The 20,684-nt window shown below is 58.3% G+C and carries 21 protein-coding genes; 10 read left to right on the top strand and 11 right to left on the bottom strand.

Features of this window, described 5'->3' with window-relative positions; translation table 11 throughout:
- The 4 genes from C4S59_RS14500 to rpsL all read right to left on the bottom strand — a co-directional run.
- Positions 1-570 (bottom strand): GTP-binding protein (locus tag C4S59_RS14500; RefSeq protein WP_146064527.1); only part of this gene is annotated, 570 nt, incomplete at its 3' end.
- Positions 571-655: 85 nt separating this feature from the next.
- The gene (gene fusA / locus C4S59_RS14495) at positions 656-2,773 is read right to left on the bottom strand and encodes an elongation factor G (protein ID WP_103911229.1); all 2,118 of its coding nucleotides are present in this window, start codon (positions 2,771-2,773) and stop codon (positions 656-658) included.
- A gap of 22 nt (positions 2,774-2,795) precedes the next feature.
- Positions 2,796-3,266 carry a 30S ribosomal protein S7 gene (gene rpsG, locus C4S59_RS14490; RefSeq protein WP_103911228.1) on the bottom strand — a complete coding sequence of 157 codons (471 nt, stop codon included), beginning with the start codon at positions 3,264-3,266 and terminating at the stop codon, positions 2,796-2,798.
- A gap of 14 nt (positions 3,267-3,280) precedes the next feature.
- Positions 3,281-3,652, bottom strand: coding sequence for a 30S ribosomal protein S12 (gene rpsL, locus C4S59_RS14485; RefSeq protein ID WP_005862801.1), 372 nt, complete (start codon positions 3,650-3,652; stop codon positions 3,281-3,283).
- 481 nt (positions 3,653-4,133) lie between these two features.
- On the opposite strand from rpsL, the gene C4S59_RS14480 reads away from it, so the two are divergent.
- Positions 4,134-4,937, top strand: a complete 804-nt coding sequence (locus C4S59_RS14480; RefSeq protein WP_103911227.1) for a putative rhamnosyl transferase — start codon at positions 4,134-4,136, stop codon at positions 4,935-4,937.
- Here C4S59_RS14480 and C4S59_RS14475 read toward each other — a convergent pair.
- Positions 4,934-5,836: a DMT family transporter gene (locus tag C4S59_RS14475; protein WP_103911226.1), complete on the bottom strand. Its 903-nt coding sequence runs from the start codon at positions 5,834-5,836 to the stop codon at positions 4,934-4,936. The genes C4S59_RS14480 and C4S59_RS14475 overlap by 4 nt on opposite strands.
- 129 nt (positions 5,837-5,965) lie before the next feature.
- On the opposite strand from C4S59_RS14475, the gene parE reads away from it, so the two are divergent.
- Together parE and C4S59_RS14465 are read left to right on the top strand one after the other, a co-directional pair.
- Positions 5,966-7,924 carry a DNA topoisomerase IV subunit B gene (gene parE, locus C4S59_RS14470; protein WP_103911225.1) on the top strand — a complete coding sequence of 653 codons (1,959 nt, stop codon included), beginning with the start codon at positions 5,966-5,968 and terminating at the stop codon, positions 7,922-7,924.
- A 463-nt stretch (positions 7,925-8,387) separates the two neighbouring features.
- Positions 8,388-9,074 carry a hypothetical protein gene (locus tag C4S59_RS14465; RefSeq protein WP_103911224.1) on the top strand — a complete coding sequence of 229 codons (687 nt, stop codon included), beginning with the start codon at positions 8,388-8,390 and terminating at the stop codon, positions 9,072-9,074.
- A 49-nt stretch (positions 9,075-9,123) separates the two neighbouring features.
- Here C4S59_RS14465 and C4S59_RS14460 read toward each other — a convergent pair whose 3' ends face one another.
- The 5 genes from C4S59_RS14460 to C4S59_RS14440 form a co-directional block, all read right to left on the bottom strand.
- The gene (locus C4S59_RS14460) at positions 9,124-9,321 is read right to left on the bottom strand and encodes a CsbD family protein (protein WP_103911223.1); all 198 of its coding nucleotides are present in this window, start codon (positions 9,319-9,321) and stop codon (positions 9,124-9,126) included.
- 86 nt (positions 9,322-9,407) lie between these two features.
- On the bottom strand, positions 9,408-9,887 hold the full coding sequence (locus tag C4S59_RS14455) for a DUF6505 family protein (RefSeq protein WP_103911222.1): 480 nt from the start codon (positions 9,885-9,887) through the stop codon (positions 9,408-9,410).
- The gene (locus C4S59_RS14450) at positions 9,884-10,585 is read right to left on the bottom strand and encodes a biotin/lipoate--protein ligase family protein (RefSeq protein WP_103911221.1); all 702 of its coding nucleotides are present in this window, start codon (positions 10,583-10,585) and stop codon (positions 9,884-9,886) included. The genes C4S59_RS14455 and C4S59_RS14450 overlap by 4 nt, the downstream gene beginning before the upstream one ends.
- Positions 10,582-11,649 (bottom strand): Mrp/NBP35 family ATP-binding protein, encoded by a 1,068-nt coding sequence (locus tag C4S59_RS14445; protein ID WP_103911220.1) that lies wholly within the window; start codon positions 11,647-11,649, stop codon positions 10,582-10,584. Before C4S59_RS14445 ends, C4S59_RS14450 begins: the two co-directional genes overlap by 4 nt.
- Before the next feature lie 6 nt (positions 11,650-11,655).
- A complete protein-coding gene (locus C4S59_RS14440) occupies positions 11,656-11,844 on the bottom strand; it encodes a DUF6494 family protein (protein ID WP_103911219.1) in 189 nt (62 codons plus the stop codon).
- Positions 11,845-11,956: 112 nt separating this feature from the next.
- On the opposite strand from C4S59_RS14440, the gene C4S59_RS14435 reads away from it, so the two are divergent.
- A complete protein-coding gene (locus C4S59_RS14435) occupies positions 11,957-12,697 on the top strand; it encodes a hypothetical protein (protein ID WP_103911218.1) in 741 nt (246 codons plus the stop codon).
- 26 nt (positions 12,698-12,723) lie between these two features.
- Here the strand turns inward: C4S59_RS14435 and C4S59_RS14430 are convergent, their stop codons facing one another.
- Positions 12,724-14,688 carry a 4Fe-4S binding protein gene (locus C4S59_RS14430; RefSeq protein WP_103911254.1) on the bottom strand — a complete coding sequence of 655 codons (1,965 nt, stop codon included), beginning with the start codon at positions 14,686-14,688 and terminating at the stop codon, positions 12,724-12,726.
- A 150-nt stretch (positions 14,689-14,838) separates the two neighbouring features.
- Between C4S59_RS14430 and C4S59_RS14425 the strand changes: the two genes are divergently transcribed.
- The 6 genes from C4S59_RS14425 (at position 14,839) to fdh3B (ending at position 20,573) form a co-directional block, all read left to right on the top strand.
- Positions 14,839-15,426 carry a DUF3305 domain-containing protein gene (locus tag C4S59_RS14425; RefSeq protein ID WP_234994782.1) on the top strand — a complete coding sequence of 196 codons (588 nt, stop codon included), beginning with the start codon at positions 14,839-14,841 and terminating at the stop codon, positions 15,424-15,426.
- Positions 15,416-16,069, top strand: a complete 654-nt coding sequence (locus tag C4S59_RS14420; RefSeq protein WP_234994781.1) for a DUF3306 domain-containing protein — start codon at positions 15,416-15,418, stop codon at positions 16,067-16,069. The genes C4S59_RS14425 and C4S59_RS14420 overlap by 11 nt, the downstream gene beginning before the upstream one ends.
- On the top strand, positions 16,069-16,680 hold the full coding sequence (locus C4S59_RS14415; protein ID WP_103911216.1) for a TorD/DmsD family molecular chaperone: 612 nt from the start codon (positions 16,069-16,071) through the stop codon (positions 16,678-16,680). The genes C4S59_RS14420 and C4S59_RS14415 overlap by 1 nt, the downstream gene beginning before the upstream one ends.
- A gap of 109 nt (positions 16,681-16,789) precedes the next feature.
- Positions 16,790-16,978, top strand: coding sequence for a twin-arginine translocation signal domain-containing protein (locus C4S59_RS14410; protein ID WP_103911215.1), 189 nt, complete (start codon positions 16,790-16,792; stop codon positions 16,976-16,978).
- 89 nt (positions 16,979-17,067) lie between these two features.
- Positions 17,068-19,965 carry a formate dehydrogenase subunit alpha gene (locus C4S59_RS14405; protein WP_103911214.1) on the top strand — a complete coding sequence of 966 codons (2,898 nt, stop codon included), beginning with the start codon at positions 17,068-17,070 and terminating at the stop codon, positions 19,963-19,965.
- A gap of 14 nt (positions 19,966-19,979) precedes the next feature.
- Positions 19,980-20,573, top strand: coding sequence for a formate dehydrogenase FDH3 subunit beta (gene fdh3B / locus C4S59_RS14400; protein ID WP_103911213.1), 594 nt, complete (start codon positions 19,980-19,982; stop codon positions 20,571-20,573).
- Positions 20,574-20,684 lie beyond the last annotated feature (111 nt).

The raw sequence follows: 20,684 nt of genomic DNA, 5'->3' as shown, positions 1-20,684 counted from the left end.
CATCAGTTCTTTGATCTTGTTTTCGCCGATTTCCGGGTCACGGCCTTCCATCGCCGCCAGAGCGGAACCTGCGATGATCGGAATATCGTCGCCCGGGAAGTCGTACTCGGACAGAAGTTCACGAACTTCCATCTCAACCAGTTCCAGCAGTTCTTCGTCGTCAACCTGGTCAACTTTGTTCAGGAAAACAACCATCGCCGGGATACCAACCTGACGGCCAAGCAGGATGTGCTCGCGTGTCTGGGGCATCGGGCCGTCGGCCGCGTTCACAACCAGGATCGCGCCGTCCATCTGCGCCGCACCGGTGATCATGTTCTTAACATAGTCAGCGTGGCCGGGGCAGTCGACGTGTGCGTAGTGACGTGCTTCTGTTTCGTACTCAACGTGCGCAGTCGAGATCGTGATGCCGCGCGCTTTTTCTTCAGGCGCACCGTCAATCTGGTCGTACGCTTTGAAGTCACCAAAGTACTTCGTGATCGCCGCTGTCAGCGTCGTTTTGCCGTGGTCAACGTGACCAATCGTGCCAATGTTGCAGTGCGGCTTGCCGCGCTCAAACTTTTCCTTTGCCATGATATTGGCTCCTTACTTCAGAGTTGCGGTGCGCCCAAAAGCACACCCTACGTGGTAGGGTGCGTGGTTTCCCACGCACCGCTCCTTATGCGTATTTCGCTTGAATCTCGTCCGAGATGTTCTGCGGGACAGGGTCGTAATGCGAGAACTGCATCGTGAACTGCGCGCGGCCCGAGGACATGGAGCGCAGTGTGTTGATGTAGCCGAACATGTTGGCCAGCGGAACGTTCGCGTCGATCGCGATTGCGTTGCCGCGCGGTTCCTGACCGGAAACTTGACCACGACGGGATGTGAGGTCGCCGATGATACCACCTGTGTATTCTTCAGGCGTGATAACTTCGACCTTCATGATCGGTTCCAGCAGCTTCGCGCCAGCTTTCTTCATGCCTTCGCGCATACACATACGTGCAGCGATTTCGAAGGCCAGAACGCTGGAGTCAACGTCGTGGAACTTACCGTCGATCAGAGCAACTTTAAAGTCGATCACGGGGAAGCCAGCCAGCGGGCCGCTATCCATGACCGAGTTGATGCCCTTTTCAACACCCGGGATGTATTCCTTCGGAACAGCACCACCAACGATGCGGGATTCGAACGAATAACCCTCGCCCGGCTCTGTCGGCGTGATGATGAGTTTGACCTCACCGAACTGACCCGAACCACCAGACTGTTTCTTGTGGGTGTATGTGTGCTCGACTTCGTGGCTGATCGTTTCACGGTATGCCACCTGCGGCGCACCGATGTTCGCTTCAACTTTGAATTCGCGCTTCAGACGATCGACCAGAATGTCGAGGTGAAGTTCGCCCATGCCCTTCATGATGGTCTGACCGGACTCGAGGTCGGTTTCGACACGGAAGGAGGGGTCTTCTGCCGCCAGACGTGCCAGACCTTGGGACATCTTCTCTTGGTCGCCCTTTGTTTTGGGCTCGACCGCGATTTCGATAACCGGATCCGGGAATGTCATGGTTTCCAGAACGACAGGCGCTTTCGCATCACAGAGTGTGTCACCGGTTGTCGTGTCTTTCAGACCCGCCAGCGCGATGATGTCGCCTGCAAATGCTTCTTCGATCTCTTCACGGTTGTTGGAGTGCATCATCATCATACGACCGATGCGCTCTTTCTTGCCTTTGGTCGAGTTCAGAACGGTGTCACCCTTGTTCATTGTACCCGAGTAGATACGGGTAAATGTCAGGGAGCCAACGAAGGGGTCGTTCATGATTTTGAACGCCAGACCCGAGAAGGGCATTTCGTCATCCGCACGACGTGCGATGTTACGTTCTTCGTTTTCGTCACCCGGTTCAAAGCCCATGTAATCAACAACGTCGAGCGGGCTCGGCAGATAGTCGATAACTGCGTTCAACAGAGGCTGTACGCCTTTGTTTTTGAACGCGGAACCACCCAGAACAGGAACGAATTCCAGCGCCAGAGTACCCTTACGCAGCAGCGCGCGGAGCGTCGGAACGTCCGGTTCGTTGCCTTCGAGGTATTCCATCATGGCCTCTTCGTCCTGCTCTACAGCAGCTTCGACCATTTTTTCGCGCCATTCGTTGGCCATGTCCTGCAGCTCGGGACGGATGTCGACCTGAACCCAGGATGCGCCAAGGTCTTCACCTTTCCACAGCCACTCTTTCATGGTGACCAGGTCCAGCAGACCTTCCAGCTCGGATTCTGCACCGATCGGAATGCCGACAGGAACAGCACGCGCGCCTGTACGGTCTTCAATCATGCGAACACAGTTGAAGAAGTCAGCGCCGATCTTGTCCATCTTGTTGACGAACACGATACGCGGAACTTTGTAGCGGTCAGCCTGACGCCAAACGGTTTCTGTCTGGGGCTCAACACCAGCGTTGGCGTCCAGAACACAAACCGCGCCGTCGAGAACGGCCAGCGAACGCTCAACTTCGATGGTGAAGTCAACGTGTCCGGGTGTGTCGATGATGTTCAGACGGTGCTTCGGAGTATCGGCTGTTTCGCCGTCCTCTGTACGCTCCCAGAATGTTGTTGTCGCAGCCGAGGTGATCGTGATGCCGCGTTCCTGTTCCTGCTCCATCCAGTCCATGGTGGCTGCACCATCGTGCACCTCACCGATGTTGTGGGATTTGCCGGTGTAGTACAGGATGCGCTCGGAGCAGGTTGTTTTACCCGCATCGATGTGCGCCATGATACCGAAGTTGCGGTAATGATTGAGCGTATATTCGCGTGCCATTGGATGTAGTCCTAAGCCAAGATTACCAGCGATAATGGCTGAACGCTTTGTTCGCGTCGGCCATTTTGTGAGTGTCTTCACGTTTCTTGACAGCTGCACCGCGGGACTGAACAGCGTCCAACAGTTCGCCAGCAAGGCGTTCTTCCATGGTGTTCTCGTTGCGTGCGCGGGACGCGGTGATCAGCCAACGGATGGCAAGAGCTTCGCGACGCTCGGGGCGGACTTCAACGGGTACCTGGTACGTCGCACCACCAACACGGCGGGAACGAACTTCGACCGACGGTTTGATGTTGTCGAGTGCTTCGTGGAACACTTCAACGGGTGCGCGTTTGATTTTGCCTTCAACGCGGTCAAGTGCGTTGTAGACGATGCGTTCGGCTACGGATTTTTTGCCATCGATCATGAGGTTGTTCATGAACTTGGACAGAACGCGGTCACCAAACTTGGCGTCGGGCAGGACTTCGCGTTTTTCAGCGGCGTGACGACGGGACATATTCTATAATCCTCTTACTTCGGACGCTTAGCGCCATACTTGGAGCGGCGCTGTTTACGGTCTTTAACGCCCTGAGTATCCAGAACACCACGCAGGATGTGGTAGCGGACACCCGGAAGGTCTTTCACACGGCCGCCACGGATCAGAACAACAGAGTGTTCCTGCAGGTTGTGGCTTTCACCCGGAATGTAGCTGATGACTTCGTAACCGTTTGTCAGGCGTACCTTCGCAACTTTCCGCATCGCCGAGTTCGGCTTCTTCGGTGTTGTTGTGTATACGCGTGTGCAAACGCCACGCTTCTGCGGGCATTGCTCAAGATGCTGCGACTTAGAGCGCTTTACTTTGGGCTGCCGCGGCTTGCGGATCAGCTGTTGAATGGTTGGCATTCCGGTTCTTTCCCCGTGTAGCTCACATATGTGTGCGCAGAAGTGGCCTGCGCGGGTTTCTCGTAAGGCGCCCCCACGCGTCCGTGAGGTCACCGGTGTATCTGTCTCGCGCCCTGGACAGCGCTTGCGGCACATTTCGGTGCGCCGCGACCGGGTTTTAGGCGCCGACAAATGTCAGACGACGCAAAAAACCGCATGCGTCCCCTTTGTCCAGGGAACGACGCGGGGTATTCCAGAGGATCGGGATGTTGCCATCCGGATCTTGACCGCTTCGGTTCTGTAAATGCTCGGGGTACAGAAAGCCCCGAACGGATGCGGCGCGTATATGAGGAGTCGCACACCTTGTCAACACTCGTGAACCGACAGTTATGGACCGGTCATTTTCCGCCGTATCTGCGCCTATTTAGTCGGGTTGCGCGGGATTGCATAGCCTGACAATCTTGGTTCCGGACATATCGTAAGGGTGCGGAGGTTTCACAAGGTGCAGGTGATCGGGTTTTGCCGCTTTTCCTATCCGGCCGAAGGCGGGTTTCAGGTGGAACACCCCACAATCGAAGATCGCATCGCCTATCTCTATTCCCAAGACCGGCTGGAAGAACGGTTCCGCCATTTCGAAGGCATCTGCCTACCGTCCCTTCTGAACCAAACCGATCCCGACTTTACCTTTGTCATTCTTATAGGGGATCAACTGCCTGATGCGTATCGCGACCGTCTGGAACGCTTGGTCGCCGGATTGAAAGATGTGCGCATCGTGGCACGTCCGCCCCTCCCCCATCGCAAGGTCTGTCAGCAGGTTCTGAACGAAGCCCGGACCGATATCAAAGAGCCATGCCTGCAATTCCGCCACGATGACGACGACGCCATCGCTTTGGGTTTCGTTGCAACACTCAAGCAGGCTGCGCAGGATTGTCAGGCGTTGACCCGGACCCACGGTTTGGTCGGCTTTGACTGGAACCGCGGGTATGTGGCCCGCCCCGATGCAAAGGGCATCTGTGCAGAAGAAGTCGTTCATCCCTACTGGGGCGTGGCTCAGGCTGTGGCGGTGCAGGGCAAAGTGCGCCGCTCGATCATGAACTTCGGCCATCAGAAGCTGAACCAGTTCATGCCCACCGTCACGTTTACAGATCGTCCCATGTACGTGCGCGGGCACAACGACCACAATGACTCGCGCCAAGGCAAACACGTAAAGCCTGTTACCCTGCCCCGGCTGTCCCCTGATCAGGAACAAGACTTCCGCGATCTGTTCGCCATCGACGCAGACGCGATCCGCCGCATCTTCTCTTAAAGCCCAGCCGCCTGGATTTTCCGCAAACGCCGCCGCACCTGTGCTTCGCGCCACATTGTAAAGACACCCGTCGCCACAATGATCGCCGCCCCGATCAAGGTCAGGTTACCCGGCCAGTCGCCAAAAACCACAAAGCCAAGGATCAGGGCCCAGACCAGCCCAGTGTACCGGAAAGGCGCCACATGGCTGACCTCGCCCACGCGCATGACCAGCACGCTTAGGAAATAACCCACACAAATAAAGGCCGCTGTCGCGCCAATCAGCGCCCATTCACGCCCCCCCATGGCAAGCCAGTCTTCCTGTGTGCCCAGTATGCCCGCGAATATGGTCACAGATACGCTTGCCGCGATGGTCACGAACAATGACGGCACCGACGCCGAAATCCGGCGCACCGTCAAATCCCGCAGGGTGACAAAGGCCACCGCAATCAGGCCATAGACCGAAAACAGATTGAACCCCTCTGCCCCCGGCTTGACGATCAGCAGCATGCCGCAAAAGCCGACCACAATCGCACCCCAGCGTCGCCAACCGACGGCCTCTCGGAAAAACAGCGCGCTTCCCAAGGTCACTGTCAACGGCAACATCTGCAAAAGCGCCGTCAGGTTCGCCAGCGGCATATTCATCAGTGCGGTCAACAAAAAGAAGGCCGCCCCGACCTCGGCAAACGACCGAACCGCGATCAACACCGTGTCCTTGCGCGATAGGTCGGGCCACCGAACACCAAAGAACCGCGCCAACATCAGCAGGAACAAACTTGCCATCACCCCGCGCAGGAACAGAACCTGCCCCAGTGGCAGCGTCTTACCGACCAGCTTGAAACACGTGTCATTCAACGTAAATGCCGCCATGGACAGCGTCATCAACAACGCACCACGTGTGTTTTCGGAAATCGCCTGCATGTCGGTAGCTCCTTGGACCGCACTCTGACGTCCCCAACCGCAGAATCGCTGTTGAACCCGTCTTGCCCTGCCCTTCACCAAATGGTCTAATCGCGCGCAATCAACAGACCAACAGAAAAAGAGCAGCCCATGGCCGACGATCTTCTTACCGGTGCGGAACCGACAGACTACGATGCATCCTCGATCGAGGTGCTTGAAGGTCTTGAACCGGTTCGCAAACGCCCCGGCATGTATATCGGTGGCACGGACGAACGGGCGCTGCACCACATGGTCGCGGAAATCCTCGACAACTCGATGGACGAAGCGGTGGCCGGCCACGCAAACAGGATCGAGATCGAGCTGCACGCAGATAACGCCATCACCATCCGCGACAACGGTCGTGGTATCCCGATCGATCCCCACCCCAAGTTTCCCGACAAATCCGCGCTTGAGGTGATCCTGTGTACACTGCACGCAGGCGGCAAATTCTCGGGCGATGCATATGAGACGTCCGGCGGTCTGCACGGTGTGGGTGCGTCAGTTGTAAACGCCCTGTCCGATTCCATGGTCGTGCAGGTCGCGCGTAATAAAGAAGTGTTCGAACAGCGTTTCTCGCGCGGTATCCCGCTGGGTCCCGTGGAAAAGGTTGGCTCGGCTCCGAACCGCCGCGGCACGCAAGTGACCTTCCACGCGGACGAAGAAATCTTCGGCTCTCACCGGATGAAGCCCGCACGCCTGTTCAAAATGGTGCGGTCCAAGGCCTATCTGTTCTCGGGCGTTGAAATCCGCTGGAAATCCGCCATCGACGATAAGGAAACCCCGACCGAGGCGACCTTCCACTTCCCCGGCGGTCTGGCGGACTATCTGACCGAGACACTGGGCACGGCGACGACATACTCGGACCAGCCTTTTGCCGGCACCGTGGACTTCAAGGAAAAGTTCAACACCCCCGGCAAGGTCGAATGGGCGATCAACTGGACCCCATCGCGCGACGGTTTCATCCAGTCCTACTGTAACACCGTCCCCACGCCGGAAGGCGGCACGCACGAGGCAGGCTTTTGGGCGGCGATCCTGAAAGGCATCCGTGCCTACGGCGAACTGGTCAGCAACAAGAAAGCCAGCCAAATCACCCGCGACGACCTGATCACGGGCGGCTGTGCGCTGGTGTCCTGCTTTATCCGCGAACCGGAATTTGTGGGCCAGACCAAAGACCGCCTCGCCACGACCGAAGCACAGCGTCTGGTCGAAAACGCCGTGCGCGACCACTTTGACAACTGGCTGGCGTCCGACACCAAATCCGCGGGCGCAATCCTTGATTTTCTTGTGCTGCGCGCCGAAGAACGCCTGCGCCGTCGTCAGGAAAAGGAAACCGCCCGCAAATCCGCCACCAAGAAACTGCGCCTACCGGGCAAGCTGACGGACTGTACCGCCAAGAACCGCGAAGGCACCGAACTTTTCATCGTCGAGGGCGACTCGGCTGGTGGTTCGGCCAAAGGCGCACGGTCGCGCGAAACGCAGGCTCTTTTGCCGCTCAAGGGTAAGATCCTGAACGTTCTGGGGGCTGCTTCGAACAAACTGTCCTCCAACGCCGAAATCCGCGACCTGTGCGAGGCACTGGGTGTCGGCATGGGCACCAAGTTCAACCTTGATGATCTGCGCTATGACAAGATCATCATCATGACCGATGCGGACGTCGACGGCGCGCACATCGCGTCGCTGCTGATGACCTTCTTCTTCACACAGATGCGCCCGCTGATCGACCAAGGCCACCTCTATCTGGCCTGCCCGCCGCTCTATCGCCTGACCCAAGGCGCGAAACGCATCTACGTGGCAGATGACCTTGAAAAAGAAGCGATGATGGAGCGCGGTCTAGGCGGCAAAGGCAAGATCGACGTGCAGCGCTTTAAAGGTCTGGGCGAAATGGACGCGAAGGACCTGAAAGAGACGACGATGGACCCGAAGACACGCAAACTGATCCGCGTGACCATCGACGAGGACGAACCCGGCGAAACCGGCGATCTGGTGGAACGCCTGATGGGCAAGAAACCGGAACTGCGCTTCCAGTATATCCAAGAGAACGCGCGGTTTGTTGAGGAGCTGGATGTTTGAGGCTTTCGTGGCCTAAGCATTTTAGGAAACATCTCTCAGATGTGCCCGAGACGACGCGCGCGGTGGCGTTGTAACGGTCGAACGGGTGCGCTTTATCTCTCCAAGTCCGTAGGAGTGCTGAGGGGGTAGACCACCCCCACCCAAAGAGCCGCCGCGTGGGGGCGCGTCGTCTCTGGCGTGGCGGCCTTCGGCCTTTGCTCCGCGCCTTCCGCACTATTCATTACGAGCTGCGGGTTAGGTTTAGTGCTCTGCCTTTATCCAGGTTCGTTCCAAAGCGAACAGTGGACAGCAGGCTCGCTCATTCCAACCAAATCCGCCAGCGTTCCAAGCGCCGGACCAGCCCCAGCCAAAGAGACACCGCATGGCGGCCCGTCGCCTCTGGGAGCCGAGGCCTTCGGCCTTTGCTCCGCGCCTAGCGAAAAGTTCACTGGACAGCGCCTGACAATCCCGCAAATGTCCGGCCATGCGCGCATTGATCCTTTCCGCCACTCTTGTCCTGACCGCCTGCTCGGGCCGTCCCCTGACACAGAATGAAATCCTGTTCACACAAGCTATGGCGGGCGATCAGGTCGATCCTGCCCCAGTCCGTTTCCATGACGGGCATTTCGCAGGCAGCTATATTACCTCGCTTCCCGTGCGGCCCCGTCTGACCTGTCAGGAACGCATCTTTGCCCCTGTCAGCGGCGACGAGATCGAGGTCTCGCCCGGCGCGATCACGCTGTTCAATGACGTCTACTACCGCAAAGACCTGTATATCCCCGATTATCTGCCCAACTGGCCGAAAGAGGTGCACGTCTACGCCGCCATGTTGTTTGCCCATGAGATGACCCACGTCTGGCAATGGCAGAACCGCGCGCGGACCGGATACCACCCCGTCAAAGCCGCCGCCGAACACCAGCGCAGCGATGATCCCTATCTGTTCAATCCGGATACAGAGGGCGCGTTTCTGGACTATGGCTTCGAACAACAGGGCGCAATTGTCGAAGAATACGTCTGCTGCCAATTGCTGGACCCTGATGCCCCCCGCACCGCGCGGCTTGAGGGGATGATCGCAAAGGCCATGCCGATCCAACGCCTGCGCGATGTGCTGGATGTGGAACAGGTGATCCTACCGTGGAGCGGGGCCGAGCCGGAAGGCATCTGCAGATAGCAAAAAGGCGGGGAAAATCCCCGCCCTTCATTAGGTTCTGATAAAGAGATCAGATGCTGTCGACGAAATTGTCGACCTCTTTCTTGGCCTGTTCTTTGGTCTTGCCGTACTTGGCCTGAATCTTACCGATCAGCTGTTCGCGATCGCCCTTGGCTTCTTCGATTTCGTCATCGGTCAGCTCGCCGTATTGCTCGCGCAGCTTACCTTTAAATTGCGTCCAGTTACCTTGAATTTGATCCCAATTCATAGCCGTAGCTCCTTAATCTGTGTTTCACTGAACAAACGGATCAGGCGCGAATTGGTTCCCGATAATTCGACAAAAGCGGGTGGCGTTTATTCGTCCATATCGCCGTGGACCGCGAATTGGCCCAGATCGGCGGTCTGCCCTTCGATGGCGCGGAAGGCCTCTTTGACGCCTGCCTCTGTCAGTTCCCTTGCAACGGTCAGCACGGTGTTCGGATCGAATTCCTCACACAAATCAATCATCTCGTCGATCTCGGCCTGCGCAACGCCGCGCGCGGCTTCGATCGACGGTGCGCCGTAGATATCGACAAAGTGCTGTGACAGCCCCTCGATCAACGCCTCGCGTTCCGCATCTTCGATGCGGGTCACGGCGACGAACGTGACGCGACCAAAGGTTTCGACACCCAGCCAGCCGTTGGCAAAGGCCTGACGGGTTTTGCCAACCAGATCACCTTCGCCGAAGTTGGAAAACTCGAACCCGCCCGCGATGCACCATTCGCCGGTGCGGGCCGGTTTGGCAAAAACCCGTGTGTCGCTTTCGTCAAAGTGGATGGCCCGTGCGAGTTTCATGGTGTCTCCAGTAGATCAGTCAACGGCACAAGGCGGGTGCCTTCGCCGGTTTTCACCAACATTCCAAGCTGTTCATCCAGCCCGAGGAACGTGCCCGAATGTCCCGATTGGTCGATTGCATCGCCCATTCCGAACACAAGCCCCGAATATTCGCGGTGGAGCGGCGCGATGCCGTCCTGTTCCCAGATATGCAGTTGCGTCAACAGGTGGCGCGACCAGCTTTCCAGCACATCCAAAGGCATCAGATCGCCGCAGCCCTCGGCGTAAAGGGCCGTTTCATCGGGGTTTTGGCCCCCGTCAATGTCATCAGAGACGAACCGCAGGCTCAGCCCGATCACCATCCAATCCGGTGGCGAGTTCCGATCACCCTTGGGTGCCACCATCCGCAGCTGCCCCGCTTTGGCACCGTTGACGTGAACCTTGCCGCTCCACCCCAATTGCAAGGCCACCTCGGGCGGTGCGACGGACCCGACCGCGTTCTGCAGCGCAACCCCTGCCAGTGGCAGCATCACCGCCGCCTCTGCCAAAGCTACCTCGGGCGCAAGGACCAGTGCCGCCTGCAAGTCAGGCGACACCGGATCGTATAAAACAAGCCCAGCATCACACCCGTCCTGTGCCGCCTGAATGGCTGCGGCGAACGGATCGCCCGCAACTGCGCGGCCCGTCAACAAAGGAGGAAAGCTGAGCTCTGCGTTCATGCGTGGCCGCCCTTGATCAGCGCCTTGGCGACGTCACGGAAGCTTTGTGCCTGTGGGCTGTCGGGCTTTGACACCACGATGGGTGCGCCACCGTCCGAGGCTGTCCGGATATCCAGATGCAACGGGATTTCGGCCAACAAAGGAACGCCCAGCTTTTCGGCTTCGGCCGCTACGCCACCATGACCGAAGACGTGTTCTTCATGGCCACAGTTCGAACAGATATGGGTGGACATGTTTTCGATCAGGCCGACGATCGGCACTTTCATCTGGTTGAACATGTCGATGCCACGACGCGCATCCAGAAGCGCCACGTCCTGCGGGGTCGAAACCACAACGGCGCCATCGACAGCGAACTTCTGGCTCAGGGTCATCTGCACATCACCGGTTCCCGGCGGCAGGTCAATGATCAGCACATCCAATGCGCCCCACTGAACCTGGTTCATCATCTGCTGCAACGCGCCCATCAACATCGGACCACGCCAGATCACAGCCTGATCCTCGTTGGTCATCAGACCGATGGACATCATTGTCACGCCGTAGTTGCGCAAGGGAAGAATGGTTTTGCCATCAGGCGATGCCGGTTTGCCGGACACACCCAGCATGCGCGGCTGGGACGGGCCGTAAACGTCAGCATCCAAAAGACCAACGCGGCGCCCTTCTGCGGCCAAAGCACAAGCGAGGTTCGCAGAAACGGTGGATTTGCCTACGCCGCCCTTACCCGAGGCAACGGCCAGAATGCGATCAACACCCGGAACCTTTTGCGGGCCTTGCGGCTGCGGGCGGCTACCGCCCTTCAGATCCGGCGGCGGTTTGGGGGCGGAATGGGCGGTCATGACAACCGACACCTGTTCAACACCTTCCATGGCCTTGACCGTAGCTTCGGCCACATCACGCACGACCTTATAGTTTTCGGCCTTGTCGGGATTCACCTCTAGCACAAAGCGGACGGTGCCGCCGTCAACTGTCAGCGCCTTCACCAAACCGGCCGAGACGATATCCGTGCCCGAGACCGGATCATCGATTGTTTTCAGCGCGGCATTCACCGCGTCACGTGTCAAAGTCACGATAAATTACCCTTTGATTTGTCCGCTGACGGTATGTTCGAATTCCAATCCGTCAATGGTCAGAACGACCTTGGCTTCATAGGTTTTGCCCTCGGGCCCGCCATCTTTGCGCACGGCGTCTTCAATCGCCTGCTGGGAAGTGACCCCAACCTGTTTCAGGAACTTGCGCATCGACATGTTGAATTCGTCGGTCATCAGGAACTCCGTTTTTCTGGGGCCTTAGCGTGGTTCACGACCAAGGCATTGACGTGTCTAGGGCAGCGCCCCTACGCTTGCAACGGGGCCAACCCATCGGGGAGGAGACCAGATGCGGCGTTGGATAGCACTTGCAGTTGGTATGGTTTGCGCCACCGCATCCGTTGCACAGGATGCGGACAAAACCTTTCGACTGTCCATCCCGGACAGTCTGACAGAGACCGGCTTTCCGCAATATCTGTTGCCCAGATTTTCGCTGAAAACCGGCACGCGTATCGAACGTGTCGGTGCTGATGACGCAGCTGATGCTTATTTTGGCGACACAGGACGCGCGGCCTTTGCGGATGCGAACCAGGTCTGGAGCATGGAGGTCGGCGATGATCCCGACGCACAGGCCTTTTCCGAGTGGCTTTTCTCGGCGGTCGGTCGCAACACCATCGACAGCTTTACCGTAGATGGGGACACGCCGTTCAGCTCCACAGTCAAAGAGGAACGACAGGTCGTTGAGCTGAGCTTTGACGGTGATGCCAGCAAAGGGGCAGACCTGTCGCTGGCCTTGTGCGGACGGTGCCATGTGGTCAGCGAAGCAAACCGGATGAAGGCCATTGGATCGACGCCTTCCTTCAAGGTTCTGCGCGCTTTGCCCGACTGGGGCGACCGATTTCAGGCCTTTTATGCCCTGAACCCGCATCCCGCGTTCACACAGATCGCAGACGTCACGCCGCCATTCGACATTTCGCGTCCTTCGCCCATCGCGCCGGTGGAAATGACGTTGGACGATCTGGACCATATCCTTGCGTTCGTTGCCGCCGAAACGCCCGCTGATCTGGGCGCCCCAATCGAAAGCCGCTAGAGTTTGGTCCGCGCCTGAGGCGACCATCAGTGATCGCGCCGCTTTGAGGGGCCGTTGTTCAGATAGTCGTCCGTGGTGCGCGGTCTGCGCGGCTCGCCCATCTGGAACGGATTATTGTTGGAATGGAACTGTGCCCGGACCCGACAGTCATCGCACATCTGGATCATCTTCAAAGCATCGGGGTTGTTGAACATGGCGTTTGTACCAGCCAGCTTTTCGGAAATACGCTCGATCGTCGATTTCACCCCAAAGAGCGACCCACATTCGATGCAGGCAAAGGGCTCTTCTTCGTTCAGAACCTGTTGGGACAGGGCATTATCCTCAAGGTTCATGCGCGGCTGAAGCGTGATCGCTTTTTCCGGACAAATATTGCTGCAAAGCCCGCACTGCAAACACGCGTCCTCTTGGAACAGCAACTGCGGCTTGTCGGGATTGTCCCCCAACGCACCGGAAGGGCATAGCGACACGCAAGACAGGCAAAGCGTACAGGCATCCGTATCCACCAGAACGGCTCCATAAGGCGCGCCTTCGGGCAGATCCAGAACGCCGCCTTCAGGGCTCAGCGCCTTGGCTGCGACGCGGGTGACCTGACGGCGTGTGCCCATCGGCAAGGCGGGCGTTGCAACGGCTGGTCCGGTTTCCACGTAAAGCACATCGCTCAGCGCGTCAGGATCTGTCGGATCAATCAGATCCACGGGTTTACCGCCTGCCAAAGCCTTGGCCAACGCAACCTGGTTTTCCAAAGTCTCACGGTCTGATTTCGGCGCTAGCAACACAGTCACGCCTGCGAAACCAGCCCCCAAAGCTGCCAGCATCTCGGCATGGCCGAAACCCGCCAAGGCGCTGACCGACATCGGGATCACGTCGGCAGGCACCCCGCGACCATGCCGTGCTGCCAGTTCGATCATCTCTTTGCCGAAATCCTCGTCATGGACCAACAGGCGCGGCGCGCTGCCCCCTGCTTTCCGGTAGGCACGCACCAACGTGTCGATACGTCGGAACAGCGCCGACACAGGCGGGGCGTCATAGGTGATCGCGCCGGACGGGCACAGCGCGGAACACGCGCCGCAGCCTGCACAAATCATCGGATCAATCGCGATATGGTCCCCATTGGGCGTCAAAGCACCGGTCGGACAAGCGTTCAGGCAGTTCGAACAGGCGACCTTTTCGGCCCGCGAATGGGCACACATCGACGGCTCAAGCCGCACATAAAGCGGCTTTTCAAACGTGCCGACCATGCGCATCGCCTGCGCCGACGCCTCGGCCACAGCCACCGGATTGCGCGGATCGGCGCGTAGGTATCCGTCACGTTTCTCATGCGCGGGAAACAGCGGATTGCCCCCTGACAGATCAAGGATCAGATCACACTCGGCTTTCGCCCCGTTTTTCGGCGCTGAAAAAGAAAACGCCCCGCGACCACCGGGCAAAAGGCTTTGGAAACTGTCGATACGTGTTTCGAACGCCCCGAGCGATCCGGTCGCACGGGCAAGCTTGCCCCGAACGATATCAAACCGTCGATCAGACGGCGCGTCGGTGTCGTCCAGTTGCAGGACCGTGATTGCCAGATCTTCGCAAAGGGACTGCGCCGCTGCGAACGCAACCTCACCAGTGCCGATGATCAGGCACGTTCCTTCTGATGCGACGTCCACTGTCCGCTCGGCCGGAACGTCCAACAACGCGTCAGCAATCAGAGCGGCCTGTTTGGGGCCTGCCCTTTTGCCCTCATCCGACCAGCCGGCGCGATCACGGATATCGATGCACTGCGGCGGCTCGGCATCCAGCTCTTCTGACAGCATCTCGAAAAAGGCACGTTCCTGTCCGCAGGCGATGATCACATCCCCCTTGGCGATTTCCTGCGCCGCGCGCTCGGCTTCCTGCTGGCAAAGATTGGTATAAATCCGCCCCGCCGATAACTCCGTTCCATCTTTGATGGCATCCAAATCGACGTTTTGAGTTGCCATACAATCGCACAGCAATATTCTCTTTGACATCATGTTCTCCACGGTCAGCACAGGGCAGTACACAGGAAGATGCGTCACGCGGCCCGATCTTTCAAATGCAGAATTAAATTTTCTGCCGAAAATAGTATACAAGACCGCCGAATTTTGCTGTTATTGTGGACGAAACGCTAGGGAGGAAGCGTGTCAAACCACGAAAAAATAAGCGAAAGCTTGGACTTGGGCGTCATCGTGCGCAGATCCAACGGGGTGACTCGTTGGCAGCGAACCGTTTGGACCCCAGTCGCAATTCTCCCTAAAGCTGAGCCAGCCAACTGGCGCGTACTGCGTCAGGACGGTGACACGGTTGAATACCATGCCGCAACACTGCCGCTGACGTTGTGGCGCAAGGAGTGCGAAGCGTATCGCGTGGCGCTCACCGATCCCAATCCGGGCGTTTACGTTGTTCTGCGCGAAGATGACCGCGATCCGGACTTTCCGTATCAGGTTCATCTGGTCACCGCCTCGCCGCACGAGGCCGCACTGTTTAACGAAAGCGGCGATGAAATCGTTGAAAAAGTCCCGATGCCCGAGGGCGTGATCGCTTGGGTCGCGGGGTGGATCAAGGATCACTACGTCGAAGAAACCTTTGTAAAACGCAAGCGTCGCCGCCATTTTGGCGAACCCGATCAGGATGGACTTGGCGATCCGCGAATTTCGCAAACCACCGATGTTTACAGGGCCCCTACAGGTCAACGGCACGTAGATAAGGAGGCTGGAAATGGCCTCTGATTTCTGGTCCAGACGCAAGGCGAAGGTGGCTGAAGAACAGGCGGTCGAAGTGAAGGCCGCCCACGAGGCGGTCATTGCCGAACAGCACAAGGCGCTAGAAGAAAAAACAGACGCCGAGATTTGCGAAGAGTTCGGCCTACCTGACCCAGACAGCCTTCAACCCGGCGACGACATAGTGGCCTTCATGCGTGACCAGATCCCCGAGCGGATCAAACGCCGTGCGATGCGGGCCCTGTGGCGGTCAAACCCCGTTCTCGCCTGTTTGGACGGTCTGAACGACTACGACGACGATTACACCAATCTGGTGACGGACATGCCCGGCGTTCCGACCAGCTACCAAGTCGGCAAGGGTCTGACTGCGCATGTCGAAGAACTGCAGCGTCAGAAAGAACTGGCGGAAGGCGGGCATACGGAAAGCGCCACGATCTCAGAAGCTGACGAAATCGCGCTGACCGACACAGACGATCAGGACAGCACCACAGTGGCCGATGACGCGGGTATACAACAGGAAATTCATCCGGAAGGCCAAGATACGACTAAGGTCGTAGTGGCTGGATCGGAGACCGACATACAATCTGATAATGAACTGCCTGACTCTGTCCGACCACGGCGCATGCAGTTCGTATTTGACGAGGACACTTGATGACCCAGACCGCGACCCAGCCTGTGCAGGTAACGGAAGAAGATCGCCTTCGGGCCGATCTGTACAATTTCTTGGGGCTTCTACTTGCGTCGCCGCCAGACGAATTCCTTTTGGCACAATGCGTAGGCCTGTCCGGTGACGACACCGATTTGGGCCAGGCGATTGGCCGTCTCTCCGATTGCGCCAAGACGACCAAGCCGAAACAGGCCGACCGCGAATTCAACGCGCTGTTCATCGGTCTGGGACGTGGCGAACTGCTGCCTTACGCCAGCTACTACCTGACCGGCTTTCTGAACGAAAAGCCGCTGGCGACACTGCGCTCGGATCTGTCTGCACGGCGGATCACACGGGCGCCGAATGTGTATGAACCCGAAGACAATATCGCCACCCTGATGGAGGTTATGGCGGGATTGATTGTGGGGCGTTTTTCCGAACCTGCGACGCTGGACGACCAGAAGACCTTCTTTAATCGTCATATCGGCCCTTGGGCTGGTCACTTCTTTGCAGATCTCGAAAAGGCCAAATCCGCGATGCTGTACAGCGCCGTGGGTTCGGTCGGGCGCGCGTTCATGGATATCGAACGCGAAGCCTTCAGACTCGCGTCGGCGTAACCGGCGCTTAGTTGGCCCCGACGGGGTCAAACACAAACTTGGGGGGCCAAGGCAAGGTTGGCCCGCTGAAATCCATCCTTCGGGATGACCATCTAGGGGAGGCTTTGAAATGTCAGAGCAAAACAAGACCGACGAAGGGCGCAGAAGCTTTCTGAAGCTGGCGACCGCCGCCGCACCGGCAGCTGCTGCTGTCGTGGCAAGCGGCCAAGCCGCCGAAGCATCGGTTGAAGACACCGCCAAAAGCGGTCTCAGCGATACGGCGCACACCCGCGCCTACTACGCATCGGCACGCTTCTAAGCGCAGCCCAAAAGACCCGTGTCGCGCCATGACGCGCGCCGCGTAGCCAGCATCAAAGGGGTTAACCCTGCTAGCATTCGGAGGGAAACATGCTCAGGAAAAAGACCAATACGGTCACGAAACGAGCCCAACGCACCGGCCTGATGGCCGATGTTGCGAACTCGTCCGTCGACCGTCGCGCGTTCTTGCGCGGCTCAGGATTGGCGATTGGCGGTCTTGCCGCCATTAGCGCCACCGCAGGTTCTGTTACACAAGCCAGCGCTCAGCAAGCCGTCAACGGCGCGGTTGAGACGGTAAAGTCTGTTTGTACCCATTGTTCTGTCGGCTGTACTGTTGTGGCCGAAGTGTCGAACGGCGTTTGGGTCGGGCAAGAGCCCGGCTGGGACAGCCCGTTCAACCTTGGCGCACACTGCGCCAAAGGTGCGGCGGTGCGTGAGCACGCACACGGAGAACGCCGCCTGAAGTATCCCATGAAGAAAGAAAACGGCGAATGGGTCCGTATGTCGTGGGAAGACGCCATCAACGAAATCGGCGACAAGATGCTGTCGATCCGCGATGAAAGCGGCCCTGACTCGGTCTATTGGCTGGGTTCGGCGAAATCGAACAACGAACAGGCATACCTGTATCGTAAGTTCGCCGCTTATTGGGGTACGAACAACGTCGACCATCAGGCGCGTATCTGTCACTCGACGACGGTTGCGGGCGTTGCGAACACATGGGGCTACGGCGCCATGACGAACTCGTACAACGACATCCACAACAGCCGTGCGATCTTTATCATCGGTGGCAACCCCGCCGAGGCGCACCCTGTGTCCCTGCTTCACGTGCTGAAGGCCAAGGAACAGAACAACGCGCCACTGATCGTCTGCGACCCGCGTTTCACGCGCACCGCAGCCCACGCCGACGAATATGTCCGCTTCCGTCCGGGTTCGGACGTTGCCCTTGTCTGGGGTATCCTGTGGCACATTTTTGAGAATGGCTGGGAAGACAAAGAGTTCATCCGCACCCGCGTGTGGGGCATGGACCAGATCAAGGAAGAAGTCGCCAAGTGGAACCCCGAAGAGGTTGAGCGCGTCACCGGCACGCCGGGCTCTCAGCTTGAGCGGGTTGCGCGTACGCTGGCCAACAACCGTCCCGGCACCGTAATCTGGTGTATGGGTGGTACCCAGCACACCAACGGTAACAACAACACGCGCGCTTACTGTGTGTTGCAGCTGGCCCTTGGCAACATGGGTGCAGCCGGTGGCGGCACAAATATCTTCCGTGGTCACGACAACGTTCAAGGCGCAACAGACCTTGGTGTTCTGGCAGATACCCTGCCGGGCTACTATGGCCTGTCGGCTGGCTCTTGGGCGCACTGGGCCCGCGTTTGGGAAGAGGATCTGGATTGGCTCAAGGGCCGTTTCTCGGATGCGACCTTCTCGGATAAGGGCAAGGACGACGTTCCAATGATGAATATGACCGGTATTCCGGTCAGTCGCTGGATCGACGGTGTTCTGGAAGACAAGGAAAACATCTCTCAGCCCGACAACACGCGGGCGATGGTGATGTGGGGCCATGCGCCGAACTCGCAGACGCGTATGACCGAAATGAAAACGGCGATGGAAAAGCTGGATATGCTGGTCGTGGTTGACCCTTATCCGACTGTCTCGGCGATCATGCAGGACCGCACCGATGGTGTGTACCTGCTGCCGGCCTGTACGCAGTTCGAAACCTACGGCTCTGTGACCGCGTCCAACCGGTCGCTGCAGTGGCGTGAAAAGGTTGTCGAGCCGCTGTTCGAGTCCAAGCCTGACCACGTCATCATGAAGCTGTTTGCGGATAAGTTCGGGTTCTCTGACCGTATCTTCCGCAACATCGAGGTGAACGGTGACGAGCCGCTGATCGAAGACATCACCCGCGAATTCAACCGCGGTATGTGGACGATCGGTTACACAGGTCAGTCGCCCGAACGTCTGCGCCTGCACATGGCAAACCAGCACACGTTCGACCGCACCACGCTTAAGGCAAACGGCGGTCCCGCCGATGGCGACTACTACGGTCTGCCGTGGCCAAGCTGGGGCACACCCGAACTAAACCACCCCGGTTCACCGAACCTCTATGACATTTCGAAACCGGTCGCCGATGGCGGCATGGGCTTCCGCGCACGCTTTGGCGTTGAGCGGGATGGCGACAACCTTCTTGCGGAAGGTGTGGCACCTGTCGGTTCCGAAATTCAGGACGGTTACCCCGAATTCACCATGCAAATGCTGATGGATCTGGGCTGGGATGGTGACCTGACCGACGAAGAGCGCGCAGCAATCGACGCTGTCGCAGGACCCAAGACCAACTGGAAAACCGACCTGTCCGGCGGTATCCAGCGTGTCGCGATCAAGCACGGCTGTGCGCCTTACGGCAACGCCAAAGCGCGCGCAGTGGTCTGGACGTTCCCGGATCCGGTGCCGCTGCACCGCGAACCGCTCTACTCGAACCGTCGCGACCTTGTGGCCGATTATCCGACCTACGAGGACAAGAAGTTCTGGCGTCTTCCGACCATGTACAAGTCCATTCAGGAAAAGGATTTCTCGCAAGATTTCCCGATCATCCTGACATCGGGCCGACTGGTCGAATACGAAGGCGGCGGCGACGAGACGCGTTCGAACCCGTGGCTTGCTGAACTTCAGCAGGACATGTTCATCGAGGTAAACCCGCGTGACGCGAACAACCTTGGTGTCCGTGACGGGGCGATGGTCTGGGTCGAAGGGCCTGAAGGCGGTAAGGTCAAGGTCATGGCGATGGTCACCGAACGTGTGGCACCCGGCGTGGCGTTCATGCCCTTCCACTTTGGTGGTCACTGGCAAGGCGAAGATCGCCGAAGCTATTATCCCGAGGGCGCAGACCCGTATGTCTTGGGTGAATCCACAAACACCGCCCAGACTTACGGCTATGACTCGGTCACCCAGATGCAAGAGACGAAAGCGACTCTTTGCAAAATCGTAGCAGCGTAAGGAGGAGATGACTTATGGCACGCGCTAAATTTCTCTGTGACGCCGAACGCTGCATCGAGTGCAACGCTTGCGTCACCGCTTGTAAGAACGAGCATGAGGTCCCCTGGGGCATCAACCGCCGCCGCGTGGTCACCATCCAGGATGGTACACCCGGCGAACGGTCGATCTCGGTGGCTTGTATGCACTGCTCGGACGCGCCTTGTATGGCCGTCTGTCCTGTAGACTGCTTCTACCAGACCGCTGACGGTGTGGTTCTGCACTCGAAGGACCTGTGCATTGGCTGTGGTTACTGCTTCTATGCATGCCCCTTCGGCGCGCCGCAGTACCCGCAGGCTGGCAACTTCGGTTCCCGCGGCAAGATGGACAAATGTACCTTCTGCGCCGGTGGTCCCGAGGCTGACAACAGCACCGAAGAGTTCCAGAAGTATGGTCGCAACCGGATTGCAGAAGGCAAACTGCCGATCTGCGCCGAAATGTGTTCCACCAAAGCCCTGCTGGCCGGTGACGGCGACGTGGTCTCAGCGATCTATCGCGAACGCGTTGTTGCCCGTGGCTTCGGCACCGGTGCTTGGGGTTGGGGCACAGCCTACGATCAGAAAGACGGCTAAGCCGCTCTTCCATTAGAAATTGCCAAAGCCGGTCCAACACCGGCTTTGGCCCACACGGGGCAACAGGCCCCCATTTGCATTCTCAGTGCGCCCCGCCAACGCGATGCGGCG

Source organism: Thalassococcus halodurans (assembly GCF_900108225.1).
Lineage (GTDB): Bacteria > Pseudomonadota > Alphaproteobacteria > Rhodobacterales > Rhodobacteraceae > Thalassococcus > Thalassococcus halodurans.
This window is presented reverse-complemented; position numbering and strand designations above follow the sequence as displayed.

What these genes read in the sequence shown, in the direction of transcription:
- C4S59_RS14410 (WP_103911215.1), top strand. Translation starts at nt 16,790, where the DNA reads ATGTCAGAGCAAAACAAGACCGACGAAGGGCGCAGAAGCTTTCTGAAG.
- C4S59_RS14460 (WP_103911223.1), bottom strand. Translation starts at nt 9,321, where the DNA reads ATGAATTGGGATCAAATTCAAGGTAACTGGACGCAATTTAAAGGTAAG.
- parE (WP_103911225.1), top strand. Translation starts at nt 5,966, where the DNA reads ATGGCCGACGATCTTCTTACCGGTGCGGAACCGACAGACTACGATGCA.
- rpsL (WP_005862801.1), bottom strand. Translation starts at nt 3,652, where the DNA reads ATGCCAACCATTCAACAGCTGATCCGCAAGCCGCGGCAGCCCAAAGTA.
- C4S59_RS14435 (WP_103911218.1), top strand. Translation starts at nt 11,957, where the DNA reads ATGCGGCGTTGGATAGCACTTGCAGTTGGTATGGTTTGCGCCACCGCA.
- C4S59_RS14415 (WP_103911216.1), top strand. Translation starts at nt 16,069, where the DNA reads ATGACCCAGACCGCGACCCAGCCTGTGCAGGTAACGGAAGAAGATCGC.
- C4S59_RS14405 (WP_103911214.1), top strand. Translation starts at nt 17,068, where the DNA reads ATGCTCAGGAAAAAGACCAATACGGTCACGAAACGAGCCCAACGCACC.
- fdh3B (WP_103911213.1), top strand. Translation starts at nt 19,980, where the DNA reads ATGGCACGCGCTAAATTTCTCTGTGACGCCGAACGCTGCATCGAGTGC.
- C4S59_RS14430 (WP_103911254.1), bottom strand. Translation starts at nt 14,688, where the DNA reads ATGTCAAAGAGAATATTGCTGTGCGATTGTATGGCAACTCAAAACGTC.
- C4S59_RS14455 (WP_103911222.1), bottom strand. Translation starts at nt 9,887, where the DNA reads ATGAAACTCGCACGGGCCATCCACTTTGACGAAAGCGACACACGGGTT.
- C4S59_RS14420 (WP_234994781.1), top strand. Translation starts at nt 15,416, where the DNA reads ATGGCCTCTGATTTCTGGTCCAGACGCAAGGCGAAGGTGGCTGAAGAA.
- fusA (WP_103911229.1), bottom strand. Translation starts at nt 2,773, where the DNA reads ATGGCACGCGAATATACGCTCAATCATTACCGCAACTTCGGTATCATG.
- C4S59_RS14465 (WP_103911224.1), top strand. Translation starts at nt 8,388, where the DNA reads ATGCGCGCATTGATCCTTTCCGCCACTCTTGTCCTGACCGCCTGCTCG.
- C4S59_RS14475 (WP_103911226.1), bottom strand. Translation starts at nt 5,836, where the DNA reads ATGCAGGCGATTTCCGAAAACACACGTGGTGCGTTGTTGATGACGCTG.
- C4S59_RS14450 (WP_103911221.1), bottom strand. Translation starts at nt 10,585, where the DNA reads ATGAACGCAGAGCTCAGCTTTCCTCCTTTGTTGACGGGCCGCGCAGTT.
- rpsG (WP_103911228.1), bottom strand. Translation starts at nt 3,266, where the DNA reads ATGTCCCGTCGTCACGCCGCTGAAAAACGCGAAGTCCTGCCCGACGCC.
- C4S59_RS14440 (WP_103911219.1), bottom strand. Translation starts at nt 11,844, where the DNA reads ATGACCGACGAATTCAACATGTCGATGCGCAAGTTCCTGAAACAGGTT.